The sequence below is a fragment of the Paenibacillus sp. SN-8-1 genome, assembly GCF_050995535.1.
GTDB lineage: Bacteria > Bacillota > Bacilli > Paenibacillales > Paenibacillaceae > Fontibacillus.
The window spans coordinates 4,177,205-4,191,513 of record NZ_CP194782.1; the positions used below are offsets into that span (position 1 = coordinate 4,177,205).

The window sequence follows — 14,309 nt, forward strand, 5'->3', positions numbered from 1 at the left end:
TCATGAAAAAATTCATTGCGCTAGCCATCCTTCTTATGATTATTGGGGCCGGAGGAATGGCTGCCCAGAAATTCGCGTTCGGTGACGAGCTTCCTTCTTACCATAAGAAGTGGACCTTCAGCGCCGGGGAACTTAAAGAGCTTGTGATCAACAGCAGTTCCGCTTCTATTGAAGCGGAATTCATCCAGAGTCAGGATGGCAGCAATTACGTGGAACTTTCGGGGAATTTGAATCAAAATGTAATCAATAAGCTTGACCAAGTCAGCGTGAGTGGAGGAAGATTTAAGCTTGACCTGCAAAATGATTCCGAATTCCGGTTCTTCAACGTGAATTTCCAATCTACCCAGCAGCATATGATCGTTGCCTTATCCGATCCGGCCGAATTAGCCAAGCTTGAGGCCACCGTGGACTCATCCGATGTGGAGTTCAAGGGAGCTCAGGCTGATCAAATTAATATTTCAGGCAGCTCAGGCGTGATCAAGCTGAGTTCTGTCAAAGCCAAGAAGCTGCAGGCATCAGTAGAATCGGGCATTATTAAAGCGGAGAGAGTTCAAGCCGACGTTGTACTCAGCGCGGAATCAGGTAATCTTGAGCTTGATCATTGGGTGGGGAACGGCAGCTTGAAGACGGAATCAGGCAGCATCCGGATTCAGGACCAGAAAGCCACACAGCTTGATCTGGAAGCTGAATCAGGTACTATTGAGGTGGAGGCCAATCCGGACTTCAAAGGGTTCTACGACGCGCAAGCAGAGTCGGGAGTGGTAAAGGTTCCTGACTCACCGCGGACAACGACCGATGTTATCAAGGCTCGCGTAGAATCTGGCCTTATCTCTATCCACGATTAGGATCTAGAAATCTGATCCTGATTGCTTACACCTGAAAGTAGTTTGCCGGAAATATTCCGCTCTAAGTACGTGGATGCACTACACCCGGAGTTTCTGTCAGGAGTACTCTGCTGAGCCAGCAGCAACACACTTACCGTTATATGAAGAAGGAGGACGCCTGTATGGCGTCCTCCTTCTTCATGCTGATTCATTATGCAATTTCTTGTGCAATAGCTTCCCGGTATGATTGAAGCGAGACATAAATCATGGTCTGCAGCAGACTTTGATCCACCTCGGGGAGAATCTCCTCCGCATAATGCCAAGCGTTCTCCTCAATCAGCAAAGCAATCTTCTTCCGCTCAAGCTCATCCTCACACATATCGAACCGATCGGAAAGCATCGATAGATCACGATCTGCGGAGTGCCCTAGCTCATGGGCAAACACTATTCTCAGCACTTCCTCATATCGTTCCAGTGATCCGAAAATATTCTGGCACTGCTTCCTAATCTCATCCAGGTACATCGTAATGCCGTGCTCATTCATGCTATATTTGCCGCCCACATTCCGGCCACCGGGGAACCGGCCCCGAATGCGGACGGTGACTTGACTGCCTGTTCTCGCCACCAGCTCATCAAAGATTTGCTTCGCTATCGTTCTGTTCAATATACTCCCCTTATTTCTCGTGATTTACAATTAACACTGACTTATTGTACCTATTATAATGTAAATCAAAGGGATTTAGAACAATAAACTATCTTTTTACCCAAAAAAGACATATATAAAACAACTAGGCTAGCCGGTGCCGTTATACGAGCGTAAGTCTAATGCGAAGCAGCCCATTGCTGGCCGTATTCCGAGATCGCCGAGAGAGATCCGAAGCAAGATTTCTGTTTCTGCTCAAGATGGGGCATGGAGCAGCAGTTCAGCACCTGATCAGACTACCCGTCAGGGATAAAATGCACGCGTTAAACCACGGCGGACACGCTTGAAATACGGTTTCAATCCGGCTAAAATAAAGGTACTAGGCAAGTAGACGGATGGCATGAAGAGGGTTGCAGGGTGATCTGCAGCCCTCTCTTTAGGTTGTTAGAACCCCGTTATCGCGGAAGTTCATCTTATCCTCAAATCTAATGGAGGTGCCTGACATGAAATTCGATGTACTGGACCCTAGAGCCGCGGCGCTAACCGCATCAGATCCCCGCCTCGGTGAGCTGATCCGGAGAATTGGAGCTCTTGACATTCGTGTGGAGGACGATCCCTTTGTCTCGCTGGTCAGATCGATTATTAGTCAGCAAATCTCCGTGAAAGCCGCGGCTACGATCCGCGGCCGTGTGCTTGAGCTGACGGGGGAATTCACACCGGAAGCCATTCACCAGCAGGAGGATCAGGCGCTGCGGGCGGCCGGTCTGTCCGCCTCCAAAGTTACCTACCTGCGCGACTTGTGCAGCCGGGTTATGTCTGGAGAGCTGAACTTCGCCCTCTTCCCTTCCATGACCAATAATGAAATCATCGATGCGCTTACGGCTGTTAAGGGAATCGGCAAATGGACAGCGGAGATGTTCCTCATTTTCGCCATGGCCAGGTACGATGTGGTATCCGGCGGTGACGCGGGTCTTCAGCGCGCAGCCAAATGGCTCTATGGCCTTGAAGAACGGAAGGATACGAAGTACCTGGAGCAGATATCCCATCTCTGGACACCTTACGGGGCCATTGCGGGCCTATACTTATGGGAGGCAATCAACTGCGGGGCGGTGGACTCGGCCCCGACTCTGGAGGAATGGATTCAGACTGCCCAGCAGCAGTCCAGCCAAGATTTAAGCTGAGCAGCGGAATAAGAATACAGTAACTTTTTACAATTATAAAACGTCTTGAAAGATAAGCATGGAACTTTCACGGATTTTGAGATAACATGGACAATGGGCTAACTACGGTAAATCCTGTAATTTTCCATATAAAATAGAGTGGGGTTGAAATTAAATTGTTCTCATTATCCGAGGTCAGCCGTCCTGCAAAACGGTTCCTTGCGGTGTGCATCGCTTTGGTGCTCGTTCTCTCCTGTATCATTGTGCTGAGCTATAACAATTACTTTCTGCTCGGCGATCTGGTTAAACGCAACAATGATGATGTCAAGTACATTCACAGCGCCAAGCTGCTGCTGAATCAGGGGATACTTGCCTACAATTCGGGCGAGCAGCCATCTGCGTTCATTATGCCGGGAATGCCGATTCTGCTGGCAGGTGTCATGGCTATTTTTGGACAAGATGATGTCGGCATTAATGCCTTCCGTATTCTGCAGTGTGTCATGCAGGCTTTCTCCGTCTATCTGATCTTCATTATTGGACGCCGCGTATTTAATACCCGAATTGCCTTGATCACCGCAGCGATCTGCGTCGTCTATCCACCGGACTACTTCTCTTCGGGCAGCATTCTGTCCGAGACCACGTTCCGTACGATTCAGCTGCTGCTGATCTGTCTGGCTTTTGTCGCCATGGATAAGCGGAAGACGGTCTGGTATATTCTTATAGGTCTGCTTGTTGCCATTGCAGCTTACTTCAAGCCGCACGCGACCTTGTATCCTGCGATCTTCCTCATTCTGTGGTGGAAGCAGCGGACACCCTGGAAGGACATCGTCAAATACGTAACGGCCATGGCTGTAGTCTACATCGTGTGCCTTCTGCCCTGGTGGATCAGGAACATGATCACCTTTGACAAGTTCATTCTGTTCACCAACTCGGGAGGAAGCCCTTTCCTGCTGGGAACCCGAATTCATGGGGCGCTGCCTCCGGCCGGATTCTTCGTAGAGCACCCGGAGTATGATCCGAAGACGGTCTTTCAGGGTTCGGACAGCGCTGCGGTCACCAAGGGTCTCGATATTATCAAGTATGGCTTCGTGCACGACCCGCTGAATTATATTTATTGGTATACTTTAGGCCGTTGGGTCGAACTTTATAGTCATCCGTTCTATTCCCGGCCTTTCTGGCCGATCACCCGTCCGGTGATGAATGTAATTCAAATCATTATGATGGTAGTAAGTATGATTGGTCTTGTACGGGCGCTGATCAAGCACCGGGTGGAGCGAATGCTGCCACTGCTGCTTACACTGGCTTATTTCACACTGATCTATCAGCCGTTCGTAGCCTTTAACCGTTATGGTTATCCTAATGAGATCCTATTGTTCTTATTTGCTGCTTATCTGATTGACCAATTTATTGTTATGAGAAAAAAAGAACCATTGCTTAACGCAAATCAGGGAGGAACAGGCATCCGATGAAGATACTCATCATTATTCCGGCATATAACGAAGAAGGAAGTATTGTGCGGGTTATCCGTGATATTAACAAACATGCGCCAGAGGCGGACATTGTCGTCGTGAACGACGGGTCCACAGATCGTACCGAGGCGCTGGCACTGGAAGCGGGAGCACATGTGCTGACTATGCCTTTTAATGTGGGAATCGGAGGTGGCATGCAGACCGGCTACATGTACGCGCGCAACAACGGCTACGATGTAGCGATCCAGATGGATGCGGACGGTCAGCACCCTGCCGAGGAACTGCCCAAGCTGATCGCCAAAGCATCCGATCACGATCTTGTGATCGGCTCAAGGTTCGTGGAAGCTACATCTTACCGCTCGTCGAGTGCGCGCCGGGTCGGCATCATCTTCTTCTCCAAGCTGGTGACCCTGGTGACCCGTCAGAAGTTCACGGACACCACCAGCGGCTTCCGCGCAGCGGGACGCAAAGTGATCAATCTGTATTCCAACTACTATCCGATGGATTATCCTGAAGTTGAATCGATCGTATACTTGAAGCGCAGAGGCTGCAAGATTACAGAGGTCTCCACCGAAATGCGCTCCAGAGAGACCGGGAAATCTTCGATCACACCGATCAAATCCGTCTATTATATGATAAAGGTTACGCTCTCTGTGCTTATGAGCGCGGTCCGCTATGATAAACCGAAAGCCGGTGAGATCGGATGACTATCTATTTCCTGTCCGTAATTCTATCGTTCTTATTCCTTGCTATTGTTCTTGAACTGGTCCGTCACCAGAAGCTGAAGGAGCAGTACTCCCTGCTCTGGATTCTGTTCGGGGTACTCTTGTTCATCATATCGCTTAACGTGCGCTTCATTGAGACCATTGCTTCCTGGCTCGGTGTCAAATACGCGCCTGCCATGCTGTTCCTGTTCGGGCTGCTCTTCTGCTTCGCCTTCATTCTTCACTTGACCCTTGTCGTGACGAAGCTGTCTAACCAGGTGCTTAGACTGACCCAAGAGCTGACGATCCGCAAAGAAAAGGAGTCCCGTCATGGACAAGATGATTAGTTATGCCTATCTGCTCGGCAACATTCTGCTGCTGGTTACCGGGCAGATTCTGTTCAAGATCGGTCTGCAGAAGAATGGCGGCCTGTCCGGTATGGGGCAATGGGCGAAGCTCATCTTCTCGCCGACCATCCTCGGCGGGCTTGCCCTGTACGGCATTGCCACACTGCTCTGGTTCGCGGTACTGAACCGGCTGCCGCTTACGGTGGCCTACCCGATGCAGAGTCTGGCTTATGTCTTCGCGATGGTGGCTGCTTACTTCATCTTTGGTGAAGTAATTACGGTGACCAAGATTGCGGGTGTAGCTGTGATTCTAGTAGGTGTGTATCTACTGGCGAAGTAATAGGTATTACTCCTCCCTGCACGTCAATTTAAATAACTGGTTTATATAGGTTAGCAAGAACACACAAACAAGGCGCTCCCGGGTAACGGAGCGCCTTGTTTAATGCTGTTTACACTGCTTACATTCCTTGCTTTACATGTGAGCCAGCCCGTTCTTCCACCGCCTCATGCTTACCCGGCCAGAAAGCCCACCGGCCTAGCAGCACGGTAATGGCTGGAACCAGAAACGGCCGCACGATGAAGGTATCCAGCAGCACGCCGACGGCCGTGATGATGCCGAAGTGAACGAGCACCTGGATCGGCAGGCTCGCTAGAACCGCGAAAGTGCCGGCCAGTATAATGCCGGCTGAGGTGATCACGGAGCCCGTCTCGCTGACGCCTTGCCGGATCGCTTCCTTAAGCGGCATATGCTTTCTTTTCTTCCAAATGCTTGAGATCATGAAGATGTTATAGTCCTCACCCAGTGCCACAAGGAAGACGAAGGAATAGAGCGGAATTGCACCCTGTATAGCGTCAGCGCCCATTCCATAGTGAAGAATAATCCACCCTAGGCCAAGCGCTGAGAAGTAGGAGAGAATGACCGTAAGGACCAGATACACCGTAGCTACCACAGAGCGCAGATAGATGAGCAGCAGAAGGGTGATTAGACCAATAACAACAGGAATGATGATTCGTGTGTCGCGGTCACCAGTGACTTTGGTGTCATACTGCGTTGCTGTAGCTCCGCTGATCCAGACGGATTGATCAGGCGGGGTGACGCCTGCCGCCTTAAGGGACTGCTCAGCGACAAGACGCAGGTCCGGAATGTGATCCATAGCTTCCATGGAATAAGGATTCAAATTGAACTGAACGTCATAGGCAAGAATCTGAGGATTCTCCTTGCCCTCCTTAGGCTCACCAACCTTATCTACATAATCCAGGCCTTTCAGCTTCTCACTAAGATCGGTAGGATTGCCTTTCGTATCCACCATCAATTTAACCGGAGCAAGCTCACCCTTCGAGAACTGCTTACCGATCATATCGAACCCTTCTCTGGAAGCCATATTCTTCGGAAATGAGGACAAAATGTCATAAGTAAATTTGATCTGTGAAGAGAACAACGCGAGTATACCGAGCACGAGAACCGTGATGATCATAACAGCCCACGGTCTGCGTACGACAAAGCTGCCAATCCGCATTTTGCCTGGCTTCCGCTCCCGTACGGATGTACCTTTGGCACGCGCGCGTTCCTGTTCCATTTTCGGTGTACGCGGAATGAACGGCCAGAAGGATACCCTCCCGAAGATGGCAAGCAGAGCCGGCACCAGCGTAAGGCTTGCAATTCCCATAATAAGAATTGAAATGCTGAACGGTACGGCGAATCGATGGTAAGCTCCATATTCAGCAAGCAGCAGAGCGAACAGGGACAGCACCACGGTGAATCCGCTCATGGCAATCGCACCGGAAGAGCCTGTAATAGCCCGAAGCAGCGCCTTACTTTTGCTGTCTTCTTCATGAAGCAGCTGACGGAACCTGGAGATCAGGAATAGGCAGTAATCTGTTCCGGCACCGAACAGAAGTACCGTCATAATGGATATCGACTGGGAGTCGGCCACAATCCATCCTTTGTGAGCCATAATCCCAAGAATAGGGCTGACTACGCCATATGCAAATCCCACCGCAATGAGAGGGATTAGAGCCAGTATAGGTGAACGATAAATCAGAAGCAGGATGACAAGCACCAGCACCACAGTGGACATGAGCAGCGAGAAGTCTGCATTCTTGAACAATCCGGTCGCATCAATAGAGATTCCGACAGGTCCTGTAACCCTGGCTGTCATCTCCCCGCCCGCGGTGTTCTCTACCGCAAAAGGATCGCTGCCGAACTCCGAGGCAGCCTGACTCTTGAACTGATCCAGGCTCGCCTTGAGCTGATCCGTCTCTGCGGACTTATTAAATACAATTGGCGCAGCCAGTGTGCTGCCATCTTTGGACAGCTGCGCCTTCAGAGCAGGCAGCGGCGCTTTATGGAGCGGCACGATGAAAGTCTGCTCAGGCAGAGGCGACATCTCAGCCTGCTCAGTGAGCTTTTGGATATGTAGCAGATCTTCATCCTTCAGGCCACCCTCCCGATGCCATACGATGATGGCTGGCACACCTTTCCCTGTAGGAAATTCACGGCTTGCTACCGCTTCGGCCTGAACCGATGGCTTGCTGTCAGACAAATTCGGAGAATTGTTAATCTCCTCTTTGTTCACTCCCGGCCAAATCACGCTCAGAATCGCAGCCAGGATCACCCATATCGCCAGAACGATCCATTTACCTCGCCGGCCCGAGACCCAGGAACCGAAACCTTTTTTAGGCTGATTCACTTGTGTTCCCTCCCCATTATTCGATGATTTCTAAAAGATTCAGAAATTCTTGTCCTTAATTCCAACAAGAATGACCCTTCGGTCATTTCTGAGTCATATTATATATACCCACTGCGTGTTTCCGCAACCCAGGATCTATAAAGTACACTGAACTTTCAAATATAAGCTGCCAGGTTGAATGAACTATAGATAATCACAGGTATATATTGACAAAAATATCTACAGCATTTATTGTTGACTTAAAGTTAAGTCAAAACAAAAGGAGACACCATGCCACGATCAAAAGAAGACAACCAGAAAATACGTGAAGAACGGATAAAAGGAATTAAACATGCAACCATTCGTGTATATGTATCCAAAGGATTTTTGGGGACCCAAATGGATGATATTGCGAAGGAGGCCGGCCTTGCCAAAGGACTGCTGTACTACTACTTTAAGAGCAAGATTGAGCTGTTTCAGTACGTGTTCAACTCTCTTATGGATAAGGCCTTTCAGTTCTCGCAGGCACAGACTTCTGAGGAAAGGAATCTGGAGCAGTCGCTTGAGGCCTTCATTCATTTCTTCCTCTCCTCAGCCTTCGAGAGGCCGGTATATCCACTGGTCTACAAAATGCTGCCCGAGGATTTAAGCCATGTATTCCCCGACAACGCTCAGGAAATGCAGCAGGCCTTCTTTAATCGTTTTAATAAGCCAATGATAGAACGGTTCAGATCCGCTATGGACAGAGGGGAAATTCCGGAGGGGAACCCGATGCTGAAAGCACTGTTGTTCACAAGCGGAGTTCTGACGATTTCTCACCTCATCGCAAGCAAGCCGTCCATTACGGAGGGGAAAGATCAAGAACAAGTCATTGAAGAAATGAAACAGCAATTATTTCACGGAATATTTGGTAGGGGGAATAGAAGTGAGTAAACCTTTAAGAGCAAAAGGCTCCATTGTGGTATTTGCCATGGCATTAGGACTCTTGATGGCATCGCTGGACAATACGATCGTCTCGGCATGCATCAGCAGTGTCATTCAGGATTTGAGCGGATTCGAATCGATGAGCTGGGTATTTACAGCTTACATGCTGGCCTCGACCAGCACGATGCTGATTTTTGGCAAGCTGTCCGATATCCTGGGCAGAAAACTATTCTATCTGATCGGCATTGCCTTTTTTCTAATCGGGTCTGCTTTGTGCGGTCAAGCGCATACGATGGGTGAACTGATTGCATTCCGCGCGGTTCAGGGCATTGGTTCAGGCGCATTGTTCCCGATCAGCTTCTCGATAATTTATGCCTCATTTCCCGATCAAAAACAAGCGGCTAAGCTTACTGGCGTATTTGCCGGAATATTCGGGATTTCCTCCGTCTTCGGACCACAGCTGGGCACCTATATCACGACGCACCTTAGCTGGCGCTGGTGTTTCTATATTAATGTTCCACTTGGCTTAATCTCGTTCTTGCTCCTGCTGTTCGCTGTCAAGGAGTCTAAAGCGGCCAGAAAACCGTCGATCGATTATCTCGGCACCTTTCTGCTTGTGGTCTCCACGATATCCTTGATGCTGGCTCTTAATTGGGGCGGCAAAGATTATGCCTGGAGCTCATGGCAAGTTCTCGGACTGTTCGCTGTAAGTCTTGTAAGTATCGTCCTGTTTATTATTACGGAAATGAAAGCGAAAGAGCCGATCCTGCCGCTGGCCATCTATAAAAACTCTGTGGTCCGCGGGATCAGTATCTTGTCCTTTATTCAAGGCGTTGTTATGTTCTCGGCGATCACGTATATTCCTATATTCTCTGTTGCTGTCTTGGGGCAAAAGAACTCCAACTCTCTTTTGACACCGCTCATGCTTTCCCTCCTGGTTGGTGCCATTCTGGCCGGCGGACTCATGTTCAAACTGTCCTACCGTGCCTTGCTCGGAGGATCGTCTCTACTAGGCGCCGGAGCGATATATTTCCTTATGACAGCAAGCCATTCGGCAAGCTCTTGGTACATGATCTCCATTATGATCGTGATGGGCATCTGCTCCATTGGTCCGCTCATGAGCATTTCCCAAATGGGCATCGCCCAAAATGTAAGCCCCGAATACATCGGCCTATCTTCGTCTCTGGGCGGTTTCTGGCGCAACATTGGCGCGGTCGTTGGAACTTCCATTACAGCTACTGTAGTCAACAACCAATTCAAGTCCATTCTTGAAGGAAAAGCAGCTTCGGCACACATCCCTTCTGACAAAGTAGATTCACTTGCGAATCCGCAGCTGATTATGAATGCCAAAGGTTCACTTCCTGCACCCTGGATCCATACTCTCCAGGACTCACTGGGAACAGCGATCAATCATGGCTATATTGTAGCTTTCTCGTTCGCGGTACTGGCTATCTTCATTTCGCTTATGATTAAGGGTAAAGCCGCACCGCGCGCTTTGGAATCCGATGCGGCTGCCAGTCCTTCCTCATCATAATCGAGTCTAGTTGAGTAAAAGCCTAACAAGGTGTTCTGGGCAACGCCGCGCGAACGGAGCGTTGCTCCCCTTGCTGTTGTTTCCAGATTTATTGATATAATAGCCACCCATCCATATTAATAAAAGCCGACATAGGCTATAAACGCCAAACAGCAAGTCTCCAAAACCTTGGAAACTTGCTGTTTGTTTAGTTTCAGGACTGAGCTGTAAAATGAAGACTAGCTGTCTTGTTCAGAGAAAAGGACTACTTATACCGGCCTCTTTTAACTGAGCAGACCTTAGTTATATATTAACCATTACCATAACCAAGTCGTTACCCAGCTACCTCTTGAGTGCTTCTGTTATTGAACTGGCTGTTATACAAGTCAGCATAGAAGCAGCCCTTCTGCAGAAGCTCGTCATGTGTGCCCTTCTCGATGACTTTACCATGGTTCATCACCAGAATTAGACTCGCATCCCGGATAGTGGATAGACGGTGGGCAATAACAAAGCTGGTTCTGTTCTTCATCAGCTCATTCATCGCTTTCTGGATTAACACCTCTGTCCGGGTGTCCACGCTGCTCGTCGCTTCATCCAGAATCAGTATGGACGGATCGGCGAGAATGGCCCGCGCAATGGTGAGCAGCTGCTTCTGTCCCTGGGATATGTTCGATGCCTCTTCATTAAGAATCGTATCGTATCCATCAGGCAGCGTGCGGATGAAGTGATCCGCATGCGCAGTCTTGGCTGCCGCAACAACTTCCTCTTCCGTAGCTCCAATACGTCCATACGCAATATTATCCCGAATCGTCCCGTTAAAGAGCCAGGTGTCCTGAAGGACCATGCCGAACAAGTTGCGTAGATTGCCCCGCTTGAAGTCGGTAATATTCACCCCATCTACGGTAATTCGGCCTTCATTCACTTCATAGAAGCGCATAAGCAGGTTAATGAGGGTGGTTTTGCCTGCCCCAGTTGGTCCGACAATCGCAATCGTCTGTCCTTGCTTAACGTCTATATTCATATCCTCAATTAGCATTTGCTGATCATTGTATCCGAAGCTTACATGTTCAAAGGCTACATCTCCACGAACTTCCGCAAGCTCCACAGGCCGTGTGGCCTCCGGTACTTCCTCCTCCTCATCGAGCAGCTCAAACACCCGTTCAGCCGACGCGACTGTAGATTGAATGATGTTGGCGATGTTGGCGGTCTGCGTAATCGGCATCGTGAACTGGCGTACGTACTGGATGAAGGCTTGAATATCCCCGATGTCCATCGCTTTACGAGTGACCATAATTCCGCCAATGACACTAATCAGAACATAGCCGATATTTCCGATGAAGCTCATGATCGGCATGATCATCCCTGAGATGAATTGGGCCTTCCAGCCGGACTCATACAGCCGCTCATTGATCTGGTCGAATTTCTCGATTGACTTCTCCTCGCGTCCGAACGCTTTGATTATCCGGTGACCCGTATACATTTCCTCTACATGTCCGTTAAGTTCCCCCAGATTATGCTGCTGGCCAATAAAATGCTTCTGCGACCTCCCGCTAATCTTCTTAATCGCCAGAAAGCTGACAGGAAGCGTAACCAGGGCGATTAATGTCAGCAAAGGGCTGATCGTCAGCATCATCACGATAACCCCAATGATGGTAAGTACCGAGGTAATCAGCTGGGTTAAGCTCTGCTGGAGCGTGGTGCTGATATTATCCACGTCATTCACGGCACGGCTTAGAATTTCCCCGTTCGTACGGGAGTCGAAGTATTTCAGCGGCAGTCTACCCAGCTTGTCATTCACATCCTGCCGAAGATCATAGACCGTCTTCTGCGCCACCCCAGCCATTAATAATTGCATAATATAAGTGAATGCAGAGCTAATGATATACAACACAAGCAGGAATAGAATAATTCTCCATATATATCCGAAATCGATATGTGCTCCGGCCTCATGCATTAACCGGCCTTTAATTCCTTCAAACAGCTCGGTTGTGGCCTTCCCCATAATCTTCGGGCTTATAATACTAAATATCGTACTCAGCACGGCCATTGCAATAACGGCGATGATCTGGGCGCGGTGCGGCTTCAGATATTTAAGCAATCTACGTAGTGTGCCTTTAAAATCCTTGGCCTTCTCTCCCGGCAGAACCATGCCCGGCCCCCCTGGTCCGTGACCTCTGCCGAATCCCCCGCCTGGAGGCCCTTGTCTGTGCGACGTACTCATGCGATCTCCTCCTCTGACAGCTGGGAATATACGATCTCACGATAAACTTCACTGTTCTCAAGCAATTCACGGTGGGTACCCATGCCTGCAATCCGGCTCTCATCCATTACAATAATCCGGTCGGCATCCTTGACCGTACTTACCCGCTGAGCCACAATAATCACGGTGGATTCACCCGTCTCCTCCTTCAAGGCTGCCCTTAGCTTGGCGTCTGTCTTGAAATCCAGAGCGGAGAAGCTGTCGTCAAAGATATAGATCTCCGGTCTTCTGACGAGCGCTCTTGCAATGGATAAGCGCTGCTTCTGACCACCGGATACATTGTTCCCGCCTTGGGAGATTGCAGCCTCATAGCCTTTCTCCATCTCTGAGATAAACTCCTCAGCCTGCGCAATACGCGCCGCCTGCTCAACTTCTTCATCCGTCGCCGCTTCATTCCCATAGCGGATATTCTCCGCAATGGAGCCGGTGAACAGCACGGCCTTCTGCGGCACGAAGCCGATCTTCGCCCGAAGCTCCTCTTGGGGAATGTCACGAACATCCTGACCGTCTACCAACACACGACCGCTGCCCACGTCATAGAAGCGCGGGATCAGGCTGATCAGCGTGGTTTTCCCCGAACCGGTACCTCCAATAATAGCGGTAACCTCGCCCGGCTCGGCACGGAATGAAATACCTGACACCGCAGGCTGCTCCGCTCCCGGATAGCTGAAGCTGACATCCTCGAACTCAACGTACCCTTTCAAGCTTGGGGCAGGGGCAGCATAATCTCCAGATTGCTCAGATTCGTCAAATCCCCTAGACTCCGCTCTCACTGCGGAAGCAAGCCCCGTACTGCCAGCTGCCTGAGCAGGCTTCGCATCCTTGATCACTGGCAGGGTATCCAGCACCTCATTAATCCGAACAGCCGATGCCGACGCTCTTGGGACCATGACGAACATGATCGACACCATAATGAACGAGAACATAATCTGCATGGCATACTGAAGAAATGCAATCAGGTCGCCGACGGCCATGCTGCCGTTATCAATCCGGATGCCTCCGTACCATATGATCGCGATGGACGATACGTTCAGGACGAGCATCATCGTAGGCATCATCGCAGCCATGACCTTATTTACTTTGATCGAAGTTTCCGTGAGGTCAAAATTGGCCTTCTCAAATCGCTTCGCTTCATGCTCGGTCCGGTTGAACGAGCGAATGACACGAATCCCGGTCAGTCCTTCACGAAGAACTAAGTTCAAGCGGTCAATCCTCTTCTGGATAATCTTGAATAACGGAATTCCTCTCCCCGCTATCAGGAGTATCGCACCCACCAATACCGGAATAATCACCACAAATACGAGCGAAAGCGTCTTATCCTTCGACATCGCCATGATAATGCCGCCGATCGCAAGCAGCGGCGCACTTACCATCATGCGCATCATCATCAGCAGAACTTGCTGAATTTGAGTAATATCATTCGTAGTACGCGTAATGAGCGAGGCGGTGCCAAGCTTATCGAACTCCTCCAGCGAGAATCGCTCTACATGTGAGAACACCTTACTCCGCAGCGTCTTGCCGAATCCCGTAGCCACACGTGAGGAGAAATAGCTGGCCGCGATGGAAGTAATAATGCCCCCTAAAGCAACAGCCAGCATAAATAACCCGATTCGCCAAATGTATCCGATATCTCCTTTGACAACCCCGGTATTCACAATATCCGCCATCAGTGTTGGCAGATACAGCTCAGACAGAGACTGTAGAAACACAAGTACAATCACGAAGATGAGTGGAATACGGTATGGCTTCAAAAACCGAAATATTTTGATCATATCTGCTGTCCCCTCCCACGATTC

The 14,309-nt window shown here is 49.7% G+C and carries 14 protein-coding genes; 9 read left to right on the forward strand and 5 right to left on the reverse strand.

Annotated elements, in window-relative coordinates; translation table 11 throughout:
* Window positions 1–2: 2 nt before the first annotated feature.
* Window positions 3–845, forward strand: a complete 843-nt coding sequence (locus tag ACRRNK_RS20435) for a DUF4097 family beta strand repeat-containing protein (RefSeq protein ID WP_433944431.1) — start codon at window positions 3–5, stop codon at window positions 843–845.
* On the opposite strand, the gene ACRRNK_RS20440 is transcribed toward ACRRNK_RS20435, so the two are convergent.
* Both ACRRNK_RS20440 and ACRRNK_RS20445 read right to left on the reverse strand, forming a co-directional pair.
* Entirely contained in the window at window positions 842–1,036 is a 195-nt protein-coding gene (locus tag ACRRNK_RS20440) for a hypothetical protein (protein WP_433944432.1), read from the reverse strand. The two genes, ACRRNK_RS20435 and ACRRNK_RS20440, sit on opposite strands and share 4 nt — an antisense overlap.
* Window positions 1,036–1,488 (reverse strand): hypothetical protein, encoded by a 453-nt coding sequence (locus ACRRNK_RS20445; RefSeq protein ID WP_433944433.1) that lies wholly within the window; start codon window positions 1,486–1,488, stop codon window positions 1,036–1,038. Before ACRRNK_RS20445 ends, ACRRNK_RS20440 begins: the two co-directional genes overlap by 1 nt.
* Before the next feature lie 136 nt (window positions 1,489–1,624).
* Between ACRRNK_RS20445 and ACRRNK_RS20450 the strand changes: the two genes are divergently transcribed.
* From ACRRNK_RS20450 to ACRRNK_RS20475, 6 genes are all read left to right on the forward strand, one after another.
* Window positions 1,625–1,780, forward strand: coding sequence for a hypothetical protein (locus ACRRNK_RS20450; protein WP_433944434.1), 156 nt, complete (start codon window positions 1,625–1,627; stop codon window positions 1,778–1,780).
* A gap of 190 nt (window positions 1,781–1,970) precedes the next feature.
* Window positions 1,971–2,648: a DNA-3-methyladenine glycosylase family protein gene (locus tag ACRRNK_RS20455; protein WP_433944435.1), complete on the forward strand. Its 678-nt coding sequence runs from the start codon at window positions 1,971–1,973 to the stop codon at window positions 2,646–2,648.
* A 155-nt stretch (window positions 2,649–2,803) separates the two neighbouring features.
* Complete coding sequence (locus ACRRNK_RS20460; RefSeq protein WP_433944436.1) at window positions 2,804–4,096, forward strand: ArnT family glycosyltransferase; 1,293 nt, start codon at window positions 2,804–2,806, stop codon at window positions 4,094–4,096.
* Window positions 4,093–4,803: a glycosyltransferase family 2 protein gene (locus ACRRNK_RS20465; protein ID WP_127198492.1), complete on the forward strand. Its 711-nt coding sequence runs from the start codon at window positions 4,093–4,095 to the stop codon at window positions 4,801–4,803. The genes ACRRNK_RS20460 and ACRRNK_RS20465 overlap by 4 nt, the downstream gene beginning before the upstream one ends.
* Window positions 4,800–5,147 (forward strand): DUF2304 domain-containing protein, encoded by a 348-nt coding sequence (locus tag ACRRNK_RS20470; RefSeq protein WP_127198493.1) that lies wholly within the window; start codon window positions 4,800–4,802, stop codon window positions 5,145–5,147. The genes ACRRNK_RS20465 and ACRRNK_RS20470 overlap by 4 nt, the downstream gene beginning before the upstream one ends.
* Entirely contained in the window at window positions 5,131–5,487 is a 357-nt protein-coding gene (locus tag ACRRNK_RS20475) for an EamA family transporter (RefSeq protein WP_127198494.1), read from the forward strand. Before ACRRNK_RS20470 ends, ACRRNK_RS20475 begins: the two co-directional genes overlap by 17 nt.
* A 118-nt stretch (window positions 5,488–5,605) precedes the next feature.
* Here ACRRNK_RS20475 and ACRRNK_RS20480 read toward each other — a convergent pair whose 3' ends face one another.
* A complete protein-coding gene (locus ACRRNK_RS20480; protein WP_433944437.1) occupies window positions 5,606–7,837 on the reverse strand; it encodes an MMPL family transporter in 2,232 nt (743 codons plus the stop codon).
* Between the two features lie 270 nt (window positions 7,838–8,107).
* Between ACRRNK_RS20480 and ACRRNK_RS20485 the strand changes: the two genes are divergently transcribed.
* Window positions 8,108–8,749 carry a TetR/AcrR family transcriptional regulator gene (locus ACRRNK_RS20485; protein ID WP_433944438.1) on the forward strand — a complete coding sequence of 214 codons (642 nt, stop codon included), beginning with the start codon at window positions 8,108–8,110 and terminating at the stop codon, window positions 8,747–8,749.
* Window positions 8,742–10,274: a DHA2 family efflux MFS transporter permease subunit gene (locus tag ACRRNK_RS20490; protein ID WP_433944439.1), complete on the forward strand. Its 1,533-nt coding sequence runs from the start codon at window positions 8,742–8,744 to the stop codon at window positions 10,272–10,274. The genes ACRRNK_RS20485 and ACRRNK_RS20490 overlap by 8 nt, the downstream gene beginning before the upstream one ends.
* Window positions 10,275–10,587: 313 nt before the next feature.
* On the opposite strand, the gene ACRRNK_RS20495 is transcribed toward ACRRNK_RS20490, so the two are convergent.
* Window positions 10,588–12,474, reverse strand: coding sequence for an ABC transporter ATP-binding protein (locus ACRRNK_RS20495; RefSeq protein WP_433944440.1), 1,887 nt, complete (start codon window positions 12,472–12,474; stop codon window positions 10,588–10,590).
* A complete protein-coding gene (locus ACRRNK_RS20500; protein WP_433944441.1) occupies window positions 12,471–14,285 on the reverse strand; it encodes an ABC transporter ATP-binding protein in 1,815 nt (604 codons plus the stop codon). The genes ACRRNK_RS20495 and ACRRNK_RS20500 overlap by 4 nt, the downstream gene beginning before the upstream one ends.
* Window positions 14,286–14,309: the final 24 nt, after the last annotated feature.

Coding starts and splice junctions, on each gene's coding strand:
- ACRRNK_RS20435 (WP_433944431.1), top strand. CDS start 3: ATGAAAAAATTCATTGCGCTAGCCATCCTTCTTATGATTATTGGGGCC.
- ACRRNK_RS20440 (WP_433944432.1), bottom strand. CDS start 1,036: ATGAATCAGCATGAAGAAGGAGGACGCCATACAGGCGTCCTCCTTCTT.
- ACRRNK_RS20455 (WP_433944435.1), top strand. CDS start 1,971: ATGAAATTCGATGTACTGGACCCTAGAGCCGCGGCGCTAACCGCATCA.
- ACRRNK_RS20465 (WP_127198492.1), top strand. CDS start 4,093: ATGAAGATACTCATCATTATTCCGGCATATAACGAAGAAGGAAGTATT.
- ACRRNK_RS20470 (WP_127198493.1), top strand. CDS start 4,800: ATGACTATCTATTTCCTGTCCGTAATTCTATCGTTCTTATTCCTTGCT.
- ACRRNK_RS20475 (WP_127198494.1), top strand. CDS start 5,131: ATGGACAAGATGATTAGTTATGCCTATCTGCTCGGCAACATTCTGCTG.
- ACRRNK_RS20485 (WP_433944438.1), top strand. CDS start 8,108: ATGCCACGATCAAAAGAAGACAACCAGAAAATACGTGAAGAACGGATA.
- ACRRNK_RS20495 (WP_433944440.1), bottom strand. CDS start 12,474: ATGAGTACGTCGCACAGACAAGGGCCTCCAGGCGGGGGATTCGGCAGA.
- ACRRNK_RS20500 (WP_433944441.1), bottom strand. CDS start 14,285: ATGATCAAAATATTTCGGTTTTTGAAGCCATACCGTATTCCACTCATC.